Annotated in this window: 19 protein-coding genes and 3 pseudogenes; 16 read left to right on the top strand and 6 right to left on the bottom strand. The window is 73.6% G+C overall.

The features are described from left to right. Window positions 1–117: 117 nt before the first annotated feature. The 8 genes and pseudogenes from VSR01_RS21980 to VSR01_RS21945 form a co-directional block, all read left to right on the top strand. Window positions 118–1,101 (top strand): annotated as a pseudogene (locus tag VSR01_RS21980) (FtsK/SpoIIIE domain-containing protein); the annotation flags it as partial. An 88-nt stretch (window positions 1,102–1,189) separates the two neighbouring features. Continuing rightward, entirely contained in the window at window positions 1,190–1,777 is a 588-nt protein-coding gene (locus VSR01_RS21975; RefSeq protein WP_326450885.1) for a DUF2637 domain-containing protein, read from the top strand. A gap of 15 nt (window positions 1,778–1,792) precedes the next feature. Continuing rightward, window positions 1,793–1,984, top strand: a complete 192-nt coding sequence (locus VSR01_RS21970; protein ID WP_326450884.1) for a mobile element transfer protein — start codon at window positions 1,793–1,795, stop codon at window positions 1,982–1,984. A 17-nt stretch (window positions 1,985–2,001) separates the two neighbouring features. Beyond that, window positions 2,002–2,196 (top strand): hypothetical protein, encoded by a 195-nt coding sequence (locus VSR01_RS21965; RefSeq protein WP_326450883.1) that lies wholly within the window; start codon window positions 2,002–2,004, stop codon window positions 2,194–2,196. Between the two features lie 24 nt (window positions 2,197–2,220). Continuing rightward, complete coding sequence (locus VSR01_RS21960) at window positions 2,221–2,484, top strand: hypothetical protein (RefSeq protein WP_326450882.1); 264 nt, start codon at window positions 2,221–2,223, stop codon at window positions 2,482–2,484. A gap of 160 nt (window positions 2,485–2,644) precedes the next feature. Further along, window positions 2,645–3,919, top strand: coding sequence for a replication initiator (locus VSR01_RS21955; protein ID WP_326450881.1), 1,275 nt, complete (start codon window positions 2,645–2,647; stop codon window positions 3,917–3,919). Then, window positions 3,912–4,151, top strand: a complete 240-nt coding sequence (locus tag VSR01_RS21950) for a helix-turn-helix transcriptional regulator (RefSeq protein ID WP_326450880.1) — start codon at window positions 3,912–3,914, stop codon at window positions 4,149–4,151. The genes VSR01_RS21955 and VSR01_RS21950 overlap by 8 nt, the downstream gene beginning before the upstream one ends. Next, window positions 4,151–5,379 (top strand): annotated as a pseudogene (locus VSR01_RS21945) (tyrosine-type recombinase/integrase). The gene VSR01_RS21950 and the pseudogene VSR01_RS21945 overlap by 1 nt, the downstream one beginning before the upstream one ends. A gap of 749 nt (window positions 5,380–6,128) precedes the next feature. Here the strand turns inward: VSR01_RS21945 and VSR01_RS21940 are convergent. Beyond that, a complete protein-coding gene (locus tag VSR01_RS21940) occupies window positions 6,129–6,890 on the bottom strand; it encodes a phosphoglyceromutase (protein ID WP_326450879.1) in 762 nt (253 codons plus the stop codon). A gap of 129 nt (window positions 6,891–7,019) precedes the next feature. Here VSR01_RS21940 and VSR01_RS21935 point away from each other — a divergent pair, with 129 nt between their 5' ends. After that, a complete protein-coding gene (locus VSR01_RS21935; protein WP_326450878.1) occupies window positions 7,020–8,468 on the top strand; it encodes an MDR family MFS transporter in 1,449 nt (482 codons plus the stop codon). Here the strand turns inward: VSR01_RS21935 and VSR01_RS21930 are convergent. Both VSR01_RS21930 and mshA read right to left on the bottom strand, forming a co-directional pair. Further along, window positions 8,465–8,992, bottom strand: coding sequence for a YbjN domain-containing protein (locus VSR01_RS21930; protein WP_326453754.1), 528 nt, complete (start codon window positions 8,990–8,992; stop codon window positions 8,465–8,467). The two genes, VSR01_RS21935 and VSR01_RS21930, sit on opposite strands and share 4 nt — an antisense overlap. Then, window positions 8,985–10,349 carry a D-inositol-3-phosphate glycosyltransferase gene (mshA, locus tag VSR01_RS21925; protein ID WP_326450877.1) on the bottom strand — a complete coding sequence of 455 codons (1,365 nt, stop codon included), beginning with the start codon at window positions 10,347–10,349 and terminating at the stop codon, window positions 8,985–8,987. Before mshA ends, VSR01_RS21930 begins: the two co-directional genes overlap by 8 nt. 268 nt (window positions 10,350–10,617) lie before the next feature. Here mshA and VSR01_RS21920 point away from each other — a divergent pair, with 268 nt between their 5' ends. Together VSR01_RS21920 and VSR01_RS21915 are read left to right on the top strand one after the other, a co-directional pair. Further along, the gene (locus tag VSR01_RS21920; RefSeq protein WP_326450876.1) at window positions 10,618–11,340 is read left to right on the top strand and encodes a class I SAM-dependent methyltransferase; all 723 of its coding nucleotides are present in this window, start codon (window positions 10,618–10,620) and stop codon (window positions 11,338–11,340) included. A gap of 787 nt (window positions 11,341–12,127) precedes the next feature. Then, window positions 12,128–13,129, top strand: a complete 1,002-nt coding sequence (locus VSR01_RS21915) for a PP2C family protein-serine/threonine phosphatase (protein WP_442785514.1) — start codon at window positions 12,128–12,130, stop codon at window positions 13,127–13,129. Window positions 13,130–13,214: 85 nt separating this feature from the next. On the opposite strand, the gene VSR01_RS21910 is transcribed toward VSR01_RS21915, so the two are convergent. The 3 genes from VSR01_RS21910 to VSR01_RS21900 form a co-directional block, all read right to left on the bottom strand. Then, window positions 13,215–13,577: a DUF2516 family protein gene (locus VSR01_RS21910; protein ID WP_326450875.1), complete on the bottom strand. Its 363-nt coding sequence runs from the start codon at window positions 13,575–13,577 to the stop codon at window positions 13,215–13,217. A gap of 129 nt (window positions 13,578–13,706) precedes the next feature. Continuing rightward, entirely contained in the window at window positions 13,707–14,399 is a 693-nt protein-coding gene (locus tag VSR01_RS21905) for a hypothetical protein (protein ID WP_326450874.1), read from the bottom strand. Next, the gene (locus VSR01_RS21900) at window positions 14,396–14,803 is read right to left on the bottom strand and encodes a helix-turn-helix domain-containing protein (protein WP_326450873.1); all 408 of its coding nucleotides are present in this window, start codon (window positions 14,801–14,803) and stop codon (window positions 14,396–14,398) included. The genes VSR01_RS21905 and VSR01_RS21900 overlap by 4 nt, the downstream gene beginning before the upstream one ends. Window positions 14,804–15,070: 267 nt before the next feature. Here VSR01_RS21900 and VSR01_RS21895 point away from each other — a divergent pair, with 267 nt between their 5' ends. The 5 genes and pseudogenes from VSR01_RS21895 (at window position 15,071) to VSR01_RS21875 (ending at window position 21,584) form a co-directional block, all read left to right on the top strand. Further along, complete coding sequence (locus VSR01_RS21895; RefSeq protein ID WP_326450872.1) at window positions 15,071–15,436, top strand: VOC family protein; 366 nt, start codon at window positions 15,071–15,073, stop codon at window positions 15,434–15,436. Window positions 15,437–15,498: 62 nt separating this feature from the next. Further along, a complete protein-coding gene (locus VSR01_RS21890) occupies window positions 15,499–17,874 on the top strand; it encodes an excinuclease ABC subunit UvrA (protein WP_326450871.1) in 2,376 nt (791 codons plus the stop codon). A gap of 235 nt (window positions 17,875–18,109) precedes the next feature. After that, on the top strand, window positions 18,110–19,054 hold the full coding sequence (locus VSR01_RS21885) for a sigma-70 family RNA polymerase sigma factor (protein WP_326450870.1): 945 nt from the start codon (window positions 18,110–18,112) through the stop codon (window positions 19,052–19,054). A 172-nt stretch (window positions 19,055–19,226) separates the two neighbouring features. Next, window positions 19,227–20,266, top strand: a pseudogene (locus VSR01_RS21880) (S66 family peptidase); the annotation flags it as partial. 199 nt (window positions 20,267–20,465) lie between these two features. Continuing rightward, entirely contained in the window at window positions 20,466–21,584 is a 1,119-nt protein-coding gene (locus VSR01_RS21875; protein ID WP_326450869.1) for a protein phosphatase 2C domain-containing protein, read from the top strand. Window positions 21,585–21,604 lie beyond the last annotated feature (20 nt).

The raw sequence follows: 21,604 nt of genomic DNA, 5'->3' as shown, positions 1-21,604 counted from the left end.
GGTGGGGCTTGAAGCTTCGTGCGCATGCTGGGAGTTCGGCGTCCTGCCGGTGTGCGAGGGGCAGGAAGATCGCTGGTCGGATCGTCCAGGTGATGCGGCCGTCGGCATGGGTGATGCCCGGGCGTGGTCGAACTGCGGCTCGTCGGCTTCGACGTGCTGCGGCGGGTGCGCATGCCGCGCAAACTCCGCCCGGACCTGCTCCGGGTGCCGGTCGCGCTGCGCGAGGACGCCACTCCGTTCGTACGCGACTACCGCACCGTTCCGCACCAACTCACCCTCGGCGCCACGCTGTCCGGCAAGTCCATGCACCTGCGTCACCTCGTCGCCGGCCTCGCCCCTCAGCCCGTTGCCCTGGTCGGCATCGACTGCAAGCGAGGCGTGGAACTGGCGCCCTTCGCCCCGCGCCTGTCGGCGCTCGCCACCGACCCGGAGCAGGCCGCCGAACTGCTGCCCGTGCTGATCAAGGAAATGGAGGACCGGTACGACCTGATCAAAGCCCGGCAGGGCATCGCGCCGAACACACCGGACGAGGAGAGCACCTCCGACATCTGGGGCCTGCCCGAGCACGAACGCCCGGTGCCCGTCGTGCTGTTCGTCGACGAGGTGGCCGAACTCTTCCTCGTCGCCACGAAGAAGGACGAGGAACGCCGGGACGAGATGGTCACCCAACTCATCCGGCTCGCCCAGCTCGGCCGGGCCGCCGGCATCTACCTGGAAGTCTGCGGCCAGCGCTTCGGCGCCGAACTGGGCAAGGGCGCGACCATGCTGTGAGCCCAGTTGACCGGCCGCGTCTGCCACCGCGTCAACGACGAAGCCTCCGCCAAGATGGCACTCGGCGACATCGCCCCCGAGGCGGTCTCCGCTGCCTGCGCCATCGCCCCCGAACGGCCCGGCCTCGCCGTGGCCGGTGACACCTCCGGCGACTGGTCCCGCATCCGCACCCCGTACCTCTCCCTCGGCGAAGCCGCCGAGACCTGCCGCGAGTGGGCCCACCTGGTCCCCGACCTGCCCGCGCTCAAGCCCTTCCGGCCCGACGTGCCCGTACGGCCGCCCGCCGAGACACCGGGCCCGGTCGTGCGGCCCCGCCCGGTGACCGACTGACCCGCGTCCGCACGCGTCCCCGGTCGGCGTGACCGCCTCACGCCATGTCCCTACCCCTCCCCTGCCCGAACCCGGAAGGAGCCGCAGCATGCGCGCCCATCTGGCCCGCGTCGACGCGGTGCTCGTCCAAGCGGTCATCGCCGCCGCGCTGTCCTTCGCTCACCTGCACGACATCGCGGGCGCCGCCGGACAGCACGGCTGGAAGGCATGGGCCTACCCCGTCTTCGTCGACCTGCTGCTCGTCGCGGCCTGGAGACGGCTCCGTTCCGGTACCGGCAAGGGCGCGGCCTGGTGCTGGTTCGTGATCTCGCTGACCGCCTCCCTCGGGGCCAACATCGCCACCGCCGGGCTCCTCGACGTCCACGCCGTACCCGCGTGGCTGCGCATCCTCGTCGCGGGCTGGCCGGCCGTGGCCTTCCTCGGCGGAACGCTCCTCGCGCACAGCCCGACACCGACCGCCGCGCCAGCCCCGGCAACCCCACCTCCATCCGTACCTGCCCCCGACCTGGCACCCGCGCCACCTGCCCCCGCCGTCCCGGCCGCCCTGGTCGCCCACGCCCGCAAGGTTGCCGCCGACCACCTCACCCGTACCGGCACGGCCATCGACACCCCGACCCTGCGCGCCCGCCTCGGCGTCCCCGCGCCGCTCGCCGAAGCCATCGCCGCCCAGCTCTGAAAGGAGGAGACACCCATGCCCGCCCACCGCCGCTTCCGCAACCTCATCCGCATCGGCCCGGTCCAGGTCGGCACCGCCTACGACCGGCTGGGCCGCGAGAGGCACACCGCCGCCTGCACCGCCCCGCGCTGCGGCTTCTCGGCCGAGTACGACTCCCGGGCCGCCGCCGAGCTGGCCGCCCGTACCCACCGCTGCCCCGCCCGCTGAAAGGAACCCGCCCGCCCGTGACCGTCAGCCTGCCCCTGGTCGTCGTCCTCGGCATCATCGCCTGGGCCGCGATCAAGTTCCTCGGCATCCGCCTGTGGGTCGCCGTCGTCATCGCCCTGTTCGGCTTCTACCTCGCTCACACCTTCCTCGCCCCCGCCGTCGACACCACCACGCGCGACGGCGTCCAGATCGTCAACGGCAAACACACCTAGACGAGTAGTCGAGAGGAGTCCGTCGTGTTCCTGAGCCCCAAGCACGCCCCACCCCCAGCCGTCCCGGTCCACCCCACGCAGCACGCACCTGCCTGCCATTGCCAGGCCCCCGCCCCCGTCCGCCGCACGGCTCCCACGGTCGGCGTGATCGCCGGTGGCGCGGCCGTCGTGATCACGGTCGGCGTCGTCCTGACCGCCCTCCTGGTCGCCGTCACCGCCGCGGCCGTCTCGGTCGCCGTCGTCGCCGTGGTCCTGCGCGCGCTCCTCGCACCCCCGCGCCAGCGCTGACCACCGCCAACGCACTGCCGGGGCGGCACCGATACCGCCAAGCATCCGCCGCCCCGGCAGCCCACCTCCACGCACACCGGCCCGCGAAGGGAGTCCCATCATCACCCGCCCGACCCCGCCCCCGCTGCCCGAACTCGGCGCCCTGGCCGCCACGGGCACCATGCCGGAACTCCTCCGCCAGCTCTCCGGCCTCGGCGGCTGCACCCACCCCATCCGCCTCGACGGCCACCGCACCGAACACACCCTCGACACCACCACCGGCGAGATAGGCCCCGTCCTGCACCGCCTCACCTCCGACCAGCTCCCCGCCGGCCACCTCCTCGTCCGCTGCAACAACCGCCGCACGACCCGCTGCCCGGCCTGCGCCGAGACCTACCGCCGCGACACCTTCCACCTGATCACCGCCGGACTGCGCGGCGGCAAAGGCACCCCCGAAGAGGTCGCCCAACACCCCCGCGTCTTCGCGACGTTCACCGCCCCAGGCTTCGGCCCGGTCCACAACCGTCCCGACTCCGGCCGCTGCCGCTGCGGGACCGCGCACGAAGCCGACGCACCCGAGCTCGGCACCCCGCTGGACCCCGACACGTACGACTACGAAGCCGCCGTCCTGTGGAACGCCCACGCCGGAGCCCTGTGGCGACGCTTCTCCATCTACCTGCGCCGCGAGATCGCCAAGCAGGCCGGACTCAGCCAAAGCGCCTTCCGCCGGTACGCCCGCGTCTCCTTCGCCAAGGTCGCCGAATACCAGAAGCGCGGCGCCGTCCACTTCCACGCCGTCATCCGCCTCGACGGCCCGGAAGGCGGCACGACTCCACCGCCCGCCTGGGCTACCGCCGACCTCCTCACCGACGCCATCCGCGCCGCCGCGGCGACCGCCCGCGTCGCCGGGCCCACCCTCGACGGCCGCACCCACACCTTCGCCTTCGGCCGCCAACTCGACGTCCGCACCATCCGGAGCAACGACTTCACCGGCTCCGACCTCACCGACCGGGCGGTCGCCGCCTACATCGCCAAATACGCCACCAAGGGCGCCGAGACCGCCACCGGCACCCTCGACCGCCCCATCCGCTTCCTCGCCGAACTCGCCCACCTCCACCTCACCGACCACGCCCGCCGCATGATCCGCACCGCATGGACCCTCGGCGCCCGCAAAGACCTCGAACACCTACGCCTGCGCGCCTGGGCCCACATGCTCGGCTTCCGCGGCCGCTTCTCCACCAAAACCCGCCACTACTCCACCACCCTCGGCGCCCTGCGCACCGCCCGCGCGGACTACCGCCGCGCCCAAGCCGGGACGCCGAACCACCCCGAGGAAACGACCTACGTCCTCTCCCACTGGACCTTCACCGGCACCGGCCTGACCCCCGCCGAAACCTGGCTCGCCGCCTCCCTCGAACCCGCCCCCGGAACGGAAGGAGAACCCACCCATGGCTGAGCGACGCCGCCAGGCCGTGGAAGCGGCCACCGCCCCGCCCGTCCTTCCCACCCGATACCTCACGCCGGAAGACCTGGTGGCGATGTTCGAGCTGCCCAGCGTCGAGACGGTGTACCAGTGGCGCCGGAAGCGGACCGGGCCTCGGGGGTTCCGGATCGGCCGTCACCTGCGCTTCGACCCGGCTGACGTACGGGCCTGGGTGGACGGCCGGCGCGAAGAGGTGGCCGCCTGATGGCCGGGCACATCCAGGATCGCTGGTACAGGACCGAGGTCGGACCGGACGGCAAGAGCCGCAAGGTGAAGACCGAGCGTTACGGCTCGGGCCTGCGTTACCGCGCCCGGTACGTCGGGCCGGACGGGACGGAGAAGAGCAAGAGCTTCCCCGACCGGCAGCGCCGCCTCGCCGAAGCCTGGCTCGTGCAGACGCAGGCGGACATGGAGCGGGGCCACTACATCGACCCCAAGGCGAGCCGGATCACCTTCCGGCAGTACGCGGAGCGCTGGCTCAGCAACCACGGGGCCGACCCGAACACCGGATTCTCCATGGAGAGCCAGCTCCGGCGGCATGCCTTCCCGTACCTCGGGTCACGGCCGCTCGGCTCGTTCCAGCCCGTGCACATCCGGGACTGGGTGGGCCAGCTCGCGGCGGCCGGCGTCACCGGTTCGTACGCTCGGGTGATCTACTCCAACGTGCGCAGTGTGCTCAGCGCTGCTGTGGACGACGGGCACCTGCCCAAGAACCCGTGTGCGGCGCGCTCGGTGAAGGCGCCCACGGTCGAGATCAAGCGGGTCGTGCCCTGGACGGCTGAGCGGGTCTTCGCCGTGCGGGCGGCTCTGCCGGATCGGTACCAGGCGACCGTGGACCTGGGTGCGGGCTGCGGCTTGCGGCAGGGCGAGATCCTGGGCATCGCCGTGGACGCGATCGATTTCGAGGCGGACACGGTGCACGTGGTGCAGCAGCTGAAGCTCAGCCGGAGCAAGGCGGTGTTCGCGCCGCCGAAGGGCGGGAAGCTCCGGGACGTGCCGCTGCCCGGTCCCGTGGCGGACGCCTTACGGGCGCACATGAAGCGGTTCCCGCCGGTGGATGTCACGCTGCCGTGGAAGGTGGCGGGTGGACCGGTGGTGACCAGGAAGCTCGTCTTCACGGGGCCTCTCGGCGGGCACGTCTGGCGCAGCTCGTTAACCCCGACGCCTGGAAGCCCGCGCTCGCCGCGGCCGGGGCCATCCCGGTGCCGGCCAAGGGCGAGGAGCACGCCTCCGCGCGGGAGCACGGCATGCACGCGCTGAGGCACTTCTACGCATCGGTGCTGCTGGACGCGGGCGAGAGCGTGAAGGCGCTGGCCGAGTACCTGGGCCACTCGGACGCCGGGCTGACGCTGAGGGTGTACGCGCACCTGATGCCGAGTAGCCGGGAACGTACTCGTAAGGCTATCGCCGAAATTTTAAGCGCTACGAAATAGTACGAGACATAATTTTAGTTGGCGACAGTTGGATCTGCACATAGATACAACTATCTCGTGGGTGTCTTAATTAGACACCACCCCAAGTCATAGTTGGCAACTATGCCGATTATTAAGCGGAGTCATAGTTGACAACTATGAATCCGCTTAATAATGACGGGCGCACCCCCTCCTGCCTGCCCATGCGAGCCAGCCTTGCCGACAGAGCTCGGTCCGTCGGTCCGTCACGCAGGGGCTCGCCGACCGCGCAGACGGCACATGAGTATGCGATACAAGAAAATGCGCGCCCCGACGACCTATCGTTGCATCGTGGGCGTCTCACCATTGCCTTTGCGGCAGGAGCCTAAGAGCGCCATACTGACCCCGCCAAGGAGCGAAAGAGCGAAAACCGCCTCCCCTGCCTGGGAGGCGGCTTTCATCTCCATTGGTATGCCCCCGAACCCGCATGAGAACCCGGAGGATCACTTGGAGAAGTACATAGTCTCACGTCCTGTCCTGACCATCGAGGCGGCCCCGCGAGAGGGCTCGCTATTCGTCGCCGGCACCAGCGGAGGCGCGCTCGCTCTTTGGAGCAGCGCACCACCCGTGATCGCGGTTCCGGCCAGCCTCGCCGTGGCCTTCAAGTTGCGCGTGCGCCTTCGTTGGGAGCGCCAACTCCGCGCCTGACGGCCCGGAGACGGCCCCGGACGCAAACATGCCCCCTCCCCACGGGAGAACCCGCAGGTCGGGGGCGTGTTGGCGTCGAAGAACTACTTCTTCTTGCCCTGGTTCTTCACTGCTTCGATCGCCGCTGCCGCCGCCTCGGGGTCGAGGTAGGTGCCGCCGGGGGTGGTGGGGTGGAAGTCGGCGTCCAGGTCGTAGGCGAGGGGGATGCCGGTGGGGATGTTCAGGCCGGCGATGTCCGCGTCGGAGATGCCGTCGAGGTGCTTGACCAGGGCGCGCAGGGAGTTGCCGTGCGCGGCAACCAGGACGGTGCGGCCGGTCAGCAGGTCGGGCACGATGCCGTCGTACCAGTACGGCAGCATCCGGTGCACCACGTCCTTCAGGCACTCGGTGCGCGGCCGCAGCTCCGGCGGGACGCTCGCGTAGCGCGGGTCGTCGGCCTGCGAGAACTCCGCGTCGTCGGCGAGCGGCGGCGGCGGGGTGTCGTACGAGCGGCGCCAGAGCATGAACTGCTCCTCGCCGAACTCCGCGAGCGTCTGCGCCTTGTCCTTGCCCTGGAGGGCGCCGTAGTGGCGCTCGTTCAGCCGCCAGGTGCGGTGCACCGGGATCCAGTGCCGGTCGGCCGCCTCCAGCGCGAGCTGCGCCGTGCGGATCGCCCGCTTCTGGAGCGAGGTGTGCACGACGTCGGGCAGCAGGCCGGCGTCCTTGAGCAGCTCGCCGCCCCGGACCGCCTCCTTCTCGCCCTTGTCGTTGAGGTTCACGTCCACCCAGCCGGTGAACAGGTTCTTCGCGTTCCACTCGCTCTCGCCGTGGCGGAGCAGGATCAGCTTGTACGCAGCAGCAGCCATGGGGCCGAGCCTAATGGAAATGCGGTGGCGCCCCTCGACCGGCCTATGTAACCTGCGCGAGGCGTTGACAGCTATTACCGACGACGGCCGGTGGCCACCGGTACGGGCGCGGGGAACGGGGAGGCCGCGGTGGGCGCGCGAGGAGCGTTGCGGGAGACCGTCGGGGGGCTCCCCCGGCAGTTCTGGTGGCTGTGGACCAGCACCCTGATCAACCGGCTCGGCGGCTTCGTCATCACCTTCCTCGCGCTGTACCTGACCGTGCGGCGCGGTTACTCCGCCTCGTACGCCGGCCTGGTCGCCGCGCTCTTCGGGCAGGGCGGCGCGGTCGGCGCGGTGCTCGGCGGCGTCGTCGCGGACCGGTTCGGCCGGCGGGTGACGCTGCTGGCCGCGCAGCTCGGCGCCGCGCTCACCACGGCCGTGCTCGGCCTGGTCACCCACCCGGTGGCGATCGCGGTGGTCGCCGCGCTCGCCGGCCTGACCGGCAACGCCTCGCGCCCCGCGCTCCAGGCGATGATCGCCGACCTGGTGCCGGCCGAGGACCGGGTCCGGGCGTTCTCCCTGAACTACTGGGCGATCAACATCGGCTTCGGCGTCTCCGCCGCCGCGGCCGGCTTCATCGCGACGGCCGGCTACGTGTGGCTGTTCCTCGGCGACGCGTTCACCACGCTGCTGTGCGCGGTGGTGGTCTTCGCCAAGGCCAAGGAGACGCTGCTCACGGGGACGCGCGACACGTCTCGGACACGCGGTACGTCTCGGACGCGCGGTACGCCGCACCCGCGTGGTACGTCCCACCCGCGCGGTACGCCGCACCCGCGCGGTACGCCCCCGCCCCCGGCCGGCATCACCCTCGCGCACGTCCTGCGCGACCGCCGCTTCATGGTCGTGGTCGGCCTGACCTTCCTCTTCGGCACGGTCCTGCAGCAGGGCTCCTCCACGCTCGCCGTCGACATGGGCGCGCACGGGCTCTCGGCCCGCCAGTACGGGCTGGTCGCCGCGATCAACGGCGTCGTGATCGTCGTCCTGCAGCTCCCGGTCACCCGCGCGCTGCGCTCCCGCCCGGCCGCGGAGCTGCTCGGCGCGGGCGGTCTGCTGATGGCGTGGGGCTTCGGGCTGACGTACCTGGCCGGCTCGGTCGGCCTCTACGCGCTCACCGTGGTGGTCTGGACGCTCGGCGAGATCGTGCACGCGCCGGCGTCGATGTCGGTGGTCGCCGACCTCGCGCCGGCCACCGCGCGCGGCCGCTACCAGGGGATGTACTCGGTCGCCTGGTCCGGCTCCGCCTTCGCCGGCCCGCTCGTCGGCGGCCTCACGCTGGACCACCTCGGGCGCGGCGCGGTCTGGTCGGGCTGCGCGCTGCTCGGCACGGTCGCCGCGCTCGGCTACTACGTCCTGCTGCGCACCCGGCCCGCGCCGGCGTCGCTGCCGAGGACGAGGCCGCCCGCGAATCAGCGGTACGCCGCGACGCCGACGACCGCGCCGGACGCCGAAACGGTCGCGGTCCCGCCGGACACACTCGCCGACGCCGACGCCGACGCCGACGCCGACGCCGCGCTCGCCGACGCCGCCGAAAACCCCTAGGAAGCGCCGGGCCCGGCCCCGTCCCCGCCCGTCAGATGCCCGAACGCCTCAAGATTCCGCGTGGACTCCCCCCGCGACACCCGCCATGCGTACTCCTTGCGGATCGCCGACGCGAAGCCCAGCTCCAGCAGGACGTTGAAGGAGCCGTCCGCGTTCTCGACGACCGCGCCGAGCAGTCGGTCGACCTCCTCGGGCGTCACCGCGGCGAGCGGCAGCCGGCCGGTGAGGTAGACGTCGCCGAGCCGGTCGACCGCGTAACCCACCCCGTACAGCTTGAGGTTGCGCTCCAGCAGCCAGCGGTAGAACGCCTCGTGGTTCTCGTCCGGGCGGCGCACCACGAAGGCGTTGAGGGACAGGGTGTGCCGGCCGACGATCAACTGGCAGGTGGTCGACAGCTTGCGGGTGCCGGGGAGTTGGACGACGTACGTGCCGGACTGCGGTGACTCCCAGTCGAGTTCGGCCTCGCGCAGCGCCTGCTCGACCGCCGCCGCGGCCCCCGCCTCGGACGTACCGGACTCACCCATGGCTGCCATGCCCCGATCGTAGGTGACGCCGCTGCTCGCGGTGCTCCGACAGCGCCGCTCCGTACACCTCCGCGGTGTCCGCCGCGGCCGTGTCCCAGCCGAAGGCCCGCGCGTGCCGGGCCGCCGCCGCGCCGAGACGGTCGCCCAGCTCGGCGTGGTCGACGAAGCGGCGCAGCACCGCGGCGTAGTCGCGCGGGTCGTGGCCGTCGACCAGGAAGCCGGTCACGCCGTCGCGCACCGCGACCGGCAGGCCGCCGACCGACGCCGCGATCACCGGCGTGCCGCACGCCTGCGCCTCTATCGCCACCAGCCCGAAGGACTCGCTGTACGAGGGCATGACCAGCACGGTCGCCGCGCGGTACCAGTCGGCCAGCCGGTCCTGGTCCACCGGCGGGTGGAAGCGGATCACGTCGCACACGCCGAGCCTCGCGGCCAGCTTGTGCAGCGCCTCGGGCCGCGCGAGGCCCGTGCCGCTGGGCCCGCCGACCACCGGCACCACGAGCCGCTCGCGCAGCGCCGGCTCCTGCTCCAGCAGCACCGCCACCGCCTCGACCAGCACGTCCGGCGCCTTGAGCGGCTGGATGCGGCCGGCGAACAGCGGGATCACCGCGTCCTGCGGCAGCCCCAGGCGCGCGCGGGCGGCGGCGCGGCCGGGCTCGGGGCGGAACCGGTCCAGGTTCACCCCGGGGTGGACGACCGCGACCTTGTCGGCCGGCGCGTCGTAGTGCCGCACCAGGTCGCCGGCCTCCTCGTCGGTGTTGGCGATCAGCCGGTCGGCGGCGGCCACGACCTGCGTCTCGCCGATGACGCGGGCAGCCGGCTCGGGGCAGTCGCCCTGGGCCAGCGAGGCGTTCTTGACCTTGGCCATGGTGTGCATGGCGTGCACCAGCGGGACGCCCCAGCGCTCGGCGGCCAGCCAGCCGACGTGGCCGGAGAGCCAGTAGTGGGAGTGCACCAGGTCGTAGTGGCCGGGGCGGTGGTGCGCCCACGCCTGCATGACGCCGTGGGTGAAGGCGCACAGCTGGCCGGGCAGCTCCTCCTTGGCCAGGCCTTCGTACGGCCCCGCGTCGACGTGCCGGACCAGCACGCCGGGCGCGATCTCGACGGTGCAGGGCAGGCTGCCGGTGGTCGCGCGGGTGAAGATCTCGACCTCGATGTCGCGCTCGGCCAGGCGCCGGGCCAGCTCGACGATGTAGACGTTCATGCCGCCCGCGTCGCCGGTGCCGGGCTGGTGCAGCGGGGAGGTGTGCACGCTCAGCATCGCGACCCTGCGCACGCGGCGCCCCACGCCCATGGTCCACCGCTTGTGGGTGGCCGCGGCGCGCCGGGCGCCGAGGCGGGAGATGTACTGGGTCACGTCGCGTGTCCTTTCCGGCATACGTGCACTGTCAATTCATCTCAACGCCGGAATGGTGCATTCCATTTCCTCCGCCGTCCCTTCCGGGCTCCTCCCCTCCCCTGTCCCGCCGCCGCGCGGTGACGCGGTTCGGGTTCCCCCGGCGGGGGCGGGCAATCAGGGCGTACGGGAGGCCGCGGCGCGCACGCCGTACAGTGGGCGGGTGCGCGCAGGACGGCCGGTCGGGGCGCCGACCAGGGGGACCACTCACCCCAATCGGCTGCGCCGGATGGACCGCTGGATCGCCGCCGTCCACGCCGCGCAGCTGCGCCGCAGCGCCGACCCGCTCGCCGTCGACCTGGGCTACGGCGCCGCGCCGTGGACCGCGGTCGAGCTGCTGGCCCGGCTGCGCGCGGTCCGCCCGGACGCGCGGGTCGCCGGGGTGGAGATCGACCCGGCGCGGGTCGCCGCGGCCCGCCCGTACGAGCGCGAGGGCCTGGTGTTCCTGCGCGGCGGCTTCGAGGTCCCGGTGCCGGGCCGCCCGACGCTGATCCGGGCCGCGAACGTCCTGCGGCAGTACGCCGAGGCCGAGGTCCCGGCGGTGTGGGAGCTGCTGCGCGGCCGGCTGGCGCCCGGCGGACTGCTGGTCGAGGGCACCTGCGACGAGATCGGGCGGCGGCACGTGTGGGTGGCGCTGGGGCCCGAGGGGCCGCGCACGGTGACCTTCGCGACCCGCCTGGGCTCCCTGGAACGCCCCTCCGACCTGGCCGAACGCCTGCCGAAGGCGCTGATCCACCGCAATGTGCCGGGCGAGCCGGTGCACGCCTTCCTCACCGCTTTCGACCACGCGTGGGCCGCGGCGGCGCCGCTGTCCGCGCTCGGCGCCCGGCAGCGGTGGATCAGGGCGGTGGGGGCGCTGCGGGCGGGCGGCTGGCCGGTGGTGGACGGGCCGGCGCGGTGGCGGCAGGGCGAGGTGACGGTGGCGTGGGCGGCACTGGCGCCGCGGACGTAGGGCCTGTCCGCGGGGCGGCGGCGGTCCCTACCCGGCGGCCCGCGGCCGGCCCGAAACGGGCGTGAAGCGGACGAAGCCGCCAACTCCCGGCGCTCCGGCGGAAAGCAGTGCGCGGGGTCCGCAAGAGGGCTGATTCGGGGGCACGGTTGCATGCCCAAAACGTGATCTCTGTCATGTGCGCTTCGGCACATCGCGAGCAAAACCCCACGCTGGCCACGGCATATGACACTCCAGGTTCACTTTCTGCCCTCCCGTCACGCCGCCGAGTGCCACTAAGGTCACCGGATGGCCAAGGGGGACGGAAGGAGTCGTCTGATGTCCGCAGCCAGGCGCGGCACCGAACGGCCCTCAGCCCCCGAGCGTGATCCGGGGGCCGGGGGTCCCCACGCGCTGTCCGCGACGCCGCTGGAGCCGCTGGAGCCACTGGAGTCCGGGGAGCCGCTGGAGTCCGCGCAGCCGCAGGCTTCCGCGCAGCCGCCGGAGTCCGCGGAGTCCGCGCACGGGCCCGGCGGCCACGAGCCCAGCACGTACCGGCCCGGCGGCCACGAGCCCAGTACGTACCGGCCCGGCGACCACGAGCCGAGCGGCCGCGCGCCCGGCGCCCGGCTGACGCTGCCCCGACAGCGCACCGACGCCGCCGAGCCGACCGCGCCGCTGACGCTGCTGGTCATCGGCGACGACCCGACCGGCGCGTTCACCGCGCCGTGGTTCCAGGAGGGCTCGGGCCCGCGGGTCCGGGTGCTGCGCGCCGCGAACCTGACCGCGGCCTGGCCTGCTCACCGACGACGTGCACTGCGTGCTGCTCGACCTGCCCGACCCGCTGGCGAGCCTGCCGCACATCGAGCAGGCCGCGCCGGGCACCGCCGTGCTGGTGCTCACCGACGGGCCGGACGACGGCCGCGCCGCCGAGGCCGTGCGCGCCGGGGCGCAGGACCTGCTGGCCCGCGACGAGGTCGACGCGGTCACCGTGACCCGCGCGGTGCGGTACGCGATCGAGCGCAAGCGGGCCGACCTCGCGCAGCGGCAGCTCACCGAGACCAAGCTGCTGGCGCAGGAGAACTCGCGGCTGGAGCGCGGCCTGCTGCCGACGCCGCTGCTCCAGGGCGCCACCGGGCTGCGGTTCGCCGCCCGCTACCGTCCCGGGCGCAGCCGCGCGCTGCTCGGCGGCGACTTCTACGACACCGTGCGCACCCCGGACGGGACCGTGCACGCGATGATCGGCGACGTGTGCGGGCACGGCCCGGACGCGGCCGCGCTCGGCGTGGAACTGCGCATCGCCTGGCGGGCGTTGACGTTCGCCGGGATCGGCGGCGAGACGCTGCTGCGGATCCTGCAGGACGTGCTGCTGCACGAGCGGGCCAGCGACGAGATCTTCGCGACGCTGTGCGGGGTGGACCTCGCGCCGGACGGCCGCAGCGCCGCGCTGCACCTGGCCGGGCACCCGGCGCCGCTGCTGGCCGTGCCGGGCCGCGCGCCCGAGCTGCTGCCCTACGAGGACGGCGGCCCGGCGCTCGGCCTGCTGCCGGACGCCTCCTGGGACCGGATCGACGTGCCGCTGGACGGCGCGTGGAGCCTGCTGCTCTACACCGACGGCCTGATCGAGGGCCGGGTCGGCGAGGGGACGCAGCGGCTGGGGCAGGACGGGATGGTACGTCTCGCCTCCCGCCTGCTGGCCGCCGGGCTCGGCGGCGAGGAGCTGCTGGACGCGGCGGTGACGGAGGTGCGCGAGCTGAACGGTGGCGAGCTGACGGACGATCTCGCGGCGGTGCTGCTGGAGTGGCGGGGCTGACGCCCGACGCGGGGCCGGGGCCGGGCCGGCGGGTCGGCCGCGGCGCGCGGGTCGGTCGCGGGGCCGGGCCGGCGGGCGGGTCGGCTCAGCGGCGGCCGTTGTACGGGCCGTACGGTCCGTCGCTGCTGCTGCCGCTGCGGTTGCGGAAGCCGCCGCGGCGGTTGCCGCGGCCCTTGCCGCTGACCCCGCGGACCGCGGGCCGGACGTCGACCATGTACACGATCACGGCGACCAGGCCGATGATCGGCAGGAACGACAGCACGGAGAACAGCTTCATCACCACCGCGGCGATGCCGAGGATGATCAGCCAGAACGCCTTGGTGTTCTTGTCCGCCGCGCGGTACGCGTCCTCGCGGTGGAACGCCGCGTCGACGAACGCGAAGAGCGCGAAGAGGAACAGGGCCAGCGAAATCAGCCCGAACACCGTGAAGAATCCCGTGATCAGCACGCCGTCCACCGCCTTCCTTACCGTCTTTGCCGTCCGTTCGCTGCCAACGGTACCGGTCCCGCCCGGTCAACGGACCGGGCTCGCGATGCGTGCCCGGTCCGTCGCGCGGGGTCGTGCCCTTCCGAGGGACTACTCGGCCGGCTTCTTCGGCGCGGAGCCGCGGCGCGGCGCGGACTTCTTCGCGGCGGGCTTGGCGGCGGCGGGCTTCGCGGCCGGCTTGGCGGCCTTGTCCGTACCGGCGGCCTTGTCCGTACCCGCGGGCTCGGCGGCGGACGTCGCCGGCGTCGCGGCCGGCTTCTCCGGCTCGACCTTGGCGGCGATCTCCACCACCTCGTCGGCGGCCTCGCCGCGCCACTGGGCGACCGCGCCCTTGCCGCGCTCGGCCAGCTCGTCGTAGGTCTCGCGGGCCCTGACCGCGTACTCGGCGGCGCGGCCGACGCCCTGGAGCGCGAAGTTCTGCACCGAGCTCTGCACGGACTCGCCGAGCTTGCGCAGGTCGGGGCGCGGGCGGTCCTTCAGCTCGCGGACCTTCACGGTCAGGTCGAAGTCCGACAGGGTCTCCGACAGCCGGCTCTGCGCGTCCCTGGCCTGCGTGGTCAGCCGCGCCTGGGCGTCCTTGGCCTGCGTGGCCAGCCTGGTCTGCGCGTCCTTGGCCTGCGTGGCGAACCGGCCCTGCACGTCCTTGGGGTCGGTGGAGCGCAGCCGGTCCAGCAGTGCGGGCACCTCGCGCAGCTTCTCCGCGGCCAGGTCCGCGGTGCCGGCGACCGCGTACAGCGGGGTCGGGTTGCGCAGGCCCTTCACGATGTCATCGGTGATCGTCATTGCTCGGATTCCTCCCGTACGGGGCCGGGCCCCGGCGTCTTCTCGTCGTCGTCCCCCGCCGCGGCGTTCTCCTTGCGGAAGGACTCGTAGATCTGGATGAGCACGCGCTTCTGGCGCTCGTCGATCCACGGGTCGGTCAGGATCGCCGCGGGCACCTCCAGCTCGTCGCGCTCGCGCGCGTCGAGGATCCCCGCCTGCACGTAGAGCGTCTCGGCGGATATCCGCAGCGCCTTGGCGAGCTGCTGCAGGATCTCCGCGGACGGCTTGCGCAGCCCGCGCTCGATCTGGCTCAGATACGGATTCGACACGCCGGCCGCGTCCGCGAGCTGCCGCAGGCTGAGCCGCGCGCCGCGCCGCTGCTCCCGCAGATACTCCCCGAGGCCCCCCACGTTCAGCGCACCCATGACCCCACCGTGCCCCACCGCGCTAACTTTTGCAAGCACACTGCTTGCACCTGCGAGCAACCTCACACCGGGACGTCCAGCGGAGCCGGCCGCGGCGGGACACGGCGGGCAGGGGCGCCGCCGCATCGAGCGGGCAGGGGCGCCGCCGCATCGATCAGGACGCATCGATCAGGAATCGAGAAGCGGGCCGGATCGGGGGCGCATAGCGTTTCGGACATGTGCTTGAGCCTGACATTCACGGCACACCGGACGACATCGGGAGTGGACATGACCGACACCGAGCGCTCTGCCACGCAAGGGATCACGACCGTGCTGCACCCGGTCGCGGACCTGGAGAAGGCCAAGGAGGTGTACGCGGCGCTGCTCGGGGTGCGGCCGAGCACCGACACGCCGTACTACGTGGGGTTCGAGGCCGCCGGGCAGCAGATCGGGCTGGTGCCGCGCGGCGGGCCGCAGGATATGGCCTCGCCGGTCGCCTACTGGCGCGTCGCCGACATCGAGGCCAAGCTCGCCGAGGTCGTCGCCGCGGGCGCGACCGTGCGGGAGCAGGCCCACGATGTCGGCGGCGGCCGCCTCGTGGCCACCTTCGCCGACGCCGACGGCAACGTACTGGGCCTGCTCCAGGACCGCTGAGCCGGCGACACCCGCGGAAACCGACGTACCACGGAACGAGAGACCGAGAGACGAGGACACCGATGAGCGCCGCCGACGGCCACGACATGATCCGGGTGCACGGCGCCCGCGAGAACAACCTCAAGGACGTCAGCGTCGAGATCCCGAAGCGGCGCCTGACCGTGTTCACCGGTGTCTCCGGCTCCGGCAAGAGCTCCCTGGTGTTCGGCACGATCGCCGCCGAGTCGCAGCGGCTGATCAACGAGACGTACAGCGCCTTCGTGCAGGGCTTCATGCCGACGCTCGGCCGCCCCGACGTGGACGTCCTGGACGGGCTGACCACCGCGATCACCGTGGACCAGCAGCGGATGGGCGCCGACCCGCGCTCCACCGTCGGCACCGCCACCGACGCCAACGCCCTGCTGCGCATCCTCTTCAGCCGGCTCGGCGACCCGCACATCGGCCCGCCCGCCGCGTACGCCTTCAACGTCCCCTCGGTGCGGGCCAGCGGCGCGATCACCGTGGAACGCGGCGGGCGCAGGACGCAGAAGGCGACCTTCACCCGCACCGGCGGGATGTGCCCGCGCTGCGAGGGCCGCGGCACGGTCTCCGACATCGACCTCAGCCAGCTCTACGACGCCTCCAAGTCGCTCAGCGAGGGCGCGATCACCGTCCCCGGCTACAAGGGCGGCGGCTGGAACTCCCGTCTCTACGCCGAGTCCGGCTTCTACGACCCGGACAAGCCGATCGCGCGGTTCACGGAGAAGGAGCTGCACGACTTCCTGCACCGCGAGCCGACCAGGATGAAGATCGCGGGCATCAACATGACCTACGAGGGCCTGGTCCCGCGCATCCAGAAGTCGATGCTGAGCAAGGACAAGGAGGCGATGCAGCCGCACGTGCGGGAGTTCGTGGAGCGCGCGGTGACCTTCGCGGACTGCCCGGACTGCGGCGGCACCCGGCTCAGCGAGGGCGCCAGGTCCTCGCGCATCGCCGGCGTCAGCATCGCCGACGCGTGCGCGATGCAGATCAGCGACCTGGCGGACTGGGTCCGCGGACTGGACGAGCCCTCGGTGGCGCCGCTGCTGGCCGCGCTGCGCGACAGCCTGGACTCGTTCACCGAGATCGGCCTCGGCTACCTCTCGCTGGACCGCCCGGCCGGCAGCCTGTCCGGCGGCGAGGCGCAGCGGGTGAAGATGGTCCGCCACCTCGGCTCCTCGCTGACCGACGTGACGTACGTCTTCGACGAGCCCACGGTCGGCCTGCACCCGCACGACATCCAGCGGATGAACGAGCTGCTGCTGCGGCTGCGCGACAAGGGCAACAGTGTGCTGGTCGTGGAGCACAAGCCGGAGACCCTCGCCATCGCCGACCACGTGGTGGACCTCGGCCCGGGCGCGGGCGCGGCCGGCGGCACGGTCTGCTTCGAGGGCACGGTCGAGGGCCTGCGGGCGAGCGGCACCGTCACCGGCCGCCACCTCGGCGACCGCGCCGCGCTGAAGAAGTCGGTGCGCACGCCCACCGGGCGCCTGGCGATCCGCGGCGCCCGCACGCACAACCTGCGCGACGTGGACGTGGACGTGCCGCTCGGCGTGCTCTGCGTGGTCACCGGCGTGGCGGGCTCCGGGAAGAGCTCGCTGGTGCACGGGTCGCTGGTGCACGGGTCGCCCGAGGGCCTGGACGGCGTCCCGGGCGGCGTGGTGGCCGTCGACCAGAGCCCGATCCGCGGCTCGCGGCGCAGCAACCCCGCGACGTACACCGGGCTGCTGGAACCGGTCCGCAAGGCGTTCGCGAAGGCGGGCGGCGTCAAGCCGGCGCTGTTCAGCGCCAATTCGGAGGGCGCCTGCCCGACCTGCAACGGCGCCGGCGTCGTCTACACGGACCTGGCGATGATGGCCGGCGTCGCCACGCCGTGCGAGGAGTGCGAGGGCCGGCGGTTCCAGGCGTCGGTGCTGGAGTACCGCCTGGGCGGCCGGGACATCAGCGAGGTGCTGGCGATGCCGGTGGACGAGGCCCGCGCGTTCTTCGCCGAGGGCGAGGCGCGCACGCCGGCCGCGGTCGCCGTCCTGGACCGGCTCGCCGACGTCGGCCTCGGCTACCTCACCCTCGGCCAGCCGCTCACCACGCTGTCCGGCGGCGAGCGGCAGCGGCTGAAGCTGGCCACCCGCATGGGCGACAAGGCGGGCCTGTACGTCCTGGACGAGCCGACCGCCGGCCTGCACCTCGCCGACGTCGAGCAGCTGCTCGGCCTGCTGGACCGGCTGGTGGACGCGGGCAGGTCCGTCGTCGTGATCGAGCACCACCAGGCGGTGATGGCGCACGCCGACTGGATCATCGACCTCGGCCCGGGCGCCGGCCACGAGGGCGGTCGCGTCGTCTTCGAGGGCACCCCCGCCGAGCTGGTCGCCTCCCCCACGACGCTCACGGGCGAGCACCTGGCGGCGTACGTGCGCGGGTGAGGCCGCCGACCGGTCCGACGGCAACGCCCCGGCCGGTCCGGGCCGGCTCCCGGCCGTCCGCGAGTGCGGCGGCCGGCGCCGCGGGGGGCGGGGCCTGCTCCCGACCGACCGCAGGTGCGGCGGCCGGCGCCGCGGGGGGATGTCACGGGCGCGCCGCCTGGTTCGTTATGTTTCCGCCAGGCGGTGACGCCCGTGCCGGGGGGCGCGGGGCCGACCGGGCGGAGAGGCGGCGGCGGTGGACCGGCAGGCGTGGCTGTTGGAGCGTTTCGAGGAGCACCGGCCGCGGCTGCGCGCGGTCGCCTACCGCATGCTCGGTTCGCTCGCCGAGACCGACGACGCGGTCCAGGACGCCTGGGTGCGGGTCAGCCGCGCGGACGCCGAGGCGGTACGCGACCCCGCCGCCTGGCTGACCACCGTGGTCGGCCGGGTCTGCCTGACCATGCTGCGGACCCGCGAGCGCCGCCGCGAGGAGCCGCTCGACGCGTACGCGTACGCGGGCGCGCCGGGCGACGCGTACGCCGACGGCGCCGCGGCCGTGCCGTGGACGGCCCACCGCATGCCCGACCCGCTGATCGGCGACCCCGGCGCCCATGACCCCGAGCAGCAGGTGCTGATCGCGGACGCGGTCGGCCTCGCGCTGATGGTGGTGATGGACGCGATGGCCCCGGCCGAGCGGCTGGCGTTCGTGCTGCACGACATGTTCGCGGTGCCGTTCGAGGAGATCGCGCCGCTGGTGGAGAAGACGCCGGCGGCCACCCGGCAGCTGGCGAGCCGGGCGCGGCGGCGGGTGCGGGACGGCGCACCGGAGCCCGACGCCGATCCGGCACGGCAGCGCGCGGCGGTCGACGCGTTCTTCGCCGCGGCCCACGAGGGCGATCTGGACGCGCTGGTGGCGCTGCTCGCGCCGGACATCGTGCTGCGCTCGGACGGCGGGGCCAAGCGGCCGCAGCTGTCCGTGGTGCTGCGCGGCGCGCACGAGGTGGCCGGGCAGGCCGTGCGGTGGGCCCGGCTGTCGCAGTACGTGCACCCGGTGCTCATCAACGGCGTCGCGGGCGCGGTGGTCGCCCCGCACGGGCGGGTGGTCACCGTCATGGCGTTCACCGTGGTCGACGGCAGGGTCGTCGCGATCGACTCCCTCTCCGACCAGCAGCGGCTGGACGGGCTGGGCCTGGCGTACTGAGGGCGGCCGGGGGCGCGGGCGGGAACGGGCGGGGTCGGGGGGGCGGCGCGGCAGCGGGATGCGGGTCGGGCGGCGCGGGCGCGGGATGCGGTCGGCGCGGCAGCGGGATGCGGGCCCGTCGCGGGTGCGCGGGCCTTGCTCCGGGCGCGGGACGTGTGGATAGGCTCGTCGGGTGATCGCACACGCGTACCCGCCCAAGCCCCGTCCCGGAGACCGCGTGGCGGTCGTCTCGCCCTCCTCGGGGCTGCCCGGACTGCTGCCGCTGCCGTACGAGCTGGGGCTGCGCCGGCTGCGCGAGGACTTCGGGCTGGAGGTCGTGGAGTACCCGACGACCCGCCGGATGAGGGCCGGCGCCGCGACCGCGCCGCCGACGTCAACGCGGCCTTCGCCGACCCGGACATCAAGGCGGTGATCGCCAGCATCGGCGGCGACGACCAGATCACCGTGACCCCGCACCTGGACGACGAGCTGCTGCGGGCCAACCCCAAGCCGTTCTTCGGCTACAGCGACAACACGAACCTGCTGGTCAGGCTCTGGAACCTGGGCCTGGTCGGGTACCACGGCGGCTCCGCGATGGTCGAGCTGGGCCGCCCGGGGGCGATGCACCCGCTGACCGCGCAGTCGCTGCGCGCCGCGCTGTTCGGCTCCGGTGAGTACGAGCTGACCGTGCCGGCCGAGTCCGGCGACGTCAACCGGCGCTGGGAGGACCCGGCGACCTTCGAGTCCGAGCCGGAGATGGCCGCGGCCGGGGCCTGGCACTGGCACCAGGGCGACCGGGTGGTCGAGGGCGTCGCCTGGGGCGGCAACCTGGAGATCCTGTCCTGGCTGCTGGCCGCCGACCGGGACATCCTGCCGCCGGAGGAGTACGCGGGCTGCGTGCTGTTCGTGGAGACCTCGGAGGAGATGCCGCGGGCCGAGGAGGTCTACCGCATCCTGCGCACCATGGGCGAGCGCGGGCTGCTCGCGCAGTTCCCGGCGGTGGTGGTGGCACGGGCCAAGGCGTGGTCGTTCGAGCAGCCGCTGGACCCGCGCGGCCGGGAGCGCTACCGCCGCGAGCAGCGCGAGGCGGTGCTGCGCGCGCTGGGCGAGTACGCCCCGGCGGCGACGGCCGTCTTCGACGTGGACTTCGGCCACACCGACCCGCAGCTCGTCGTGCCGCTCGGCGGCCGGGTCCGGGTGGACGGGCCGCAGCGGCGGATCACCGTGGCGTACTGCGCCGGCGGGGCGACCGCCCGTTTCCGCGTGGCTCGTGCCCGGCCCCGCGCGGAGGCCGTGCTTGACCTTGTCCTTGGGGCAAGCCGCAGCATCGGCGGCACGAACACGACGAGGACGGCGTGCCCGCGCACGGCTTTACGGCAGTACGACTTTACGGCTGGTACGGCGGCGCGGCGGCAGGCAGGAGGGACCGCGAGTGGACCGCATGAGCATCGGCGCGTTCGCCAGGGCGTCCCGGCTCTCGCCCAAGGCGCTGCGGCTGTACGACGAGCTGGGGCTGCTGACCCCGGCGTACGTCGACCCGCACACCGGTTACCGGTTCTACGAACCCGCTCAGCTCGAACGCGCGCTGCTGGTCGCCTGGTTGCGGCGGCTCGGCATGCCGCTCGCCCGCATCCGCGAGGTCTGCGCCCTGGACGGGCCGCGGGCCGCGCGCGAGGTCGGGGCGTACTGGGCGCGGGTCGAGGCGGAGACCGACGCGCGGCGCGATCTGGCCGCTTTCCTCGTCGACCACCTGGCAGGACAAGGCCGAAAGGACACCGCCGTGGCCGACACGACGAACCGGGCGGGCGCCGCGCCGCTCGCCATCCGCTACGCCGCGCTCACCGACGCGGGACGCGTCCGCGAGCGCAATCAGGACGCCGTCCACGCGGACGGCAGGCTGCTCGCCGTCGCCGACGGCTTCGGGCCGCGCGGCGAGCGCGCCGCGCGGGAGGCGGTGGCGGCGCTGACCCGGGTGGACGCGGCGGGGGCCGCGGCGGGCGGAGTGCTCAACCTGCTGGAGGACGCGGTGGCCGAGGCGGGGCGGGCGCTGCGGGGACCGGGCGGTGACGCCGGCGCCTCCGGCGGGGGCGGGGACCACGGGACGACGCTCACCGCGATGCTGTGGACGGGGTCGCAGTTGGCGCTGGTGCACATCGGGGACTCGCGGGCGTATCTGCTGCGCGGCGGCGAGCTGTTCCAGATCACGCACGACCACACGATGGTGCAGTCGATGGTGGACGAGGGGAGGCTGACGCCCGAGGAGGCGGCGTCGCACCCGCAGCGGTCCCTGCTGGTCCGCGCGCTCGGCGCGGCGCCGGACGCGTCCGCGCCGGAGCTGCGGCTGCACGACGCGCTCGCCGGCGACCGCTTCCTGCTCTGCTCGGACGGGCTGTCGTCGGTGGTCGACGCGGAGTCCCTGCGCCGCGCCCTCACCGCCGCGCAGACCCCCGAGGACGCCGTCCGCGACCTCGTGGCCCTCGCGAACGCCTCCGGCGGCCCCGACAACATCGCCGCGGTCGTCGCCGATCTGACGCTGGGCGCTGACCTCTGACGGCCCCGGGCCCCGCCCCT

Source organism: Actinacidiphila sp. DG2A-62 (assembly GCF_035825295.1).
Taxonomy (GTDB): domain Bacteria; phylum Actinomycetota; class Actinomycetes; order Streptomycetales; family Streptomycetaceae; genus Actinacidiphila.
This window is presented reverse-complemented; position numbering and strand designations above follow the sequence as displayed.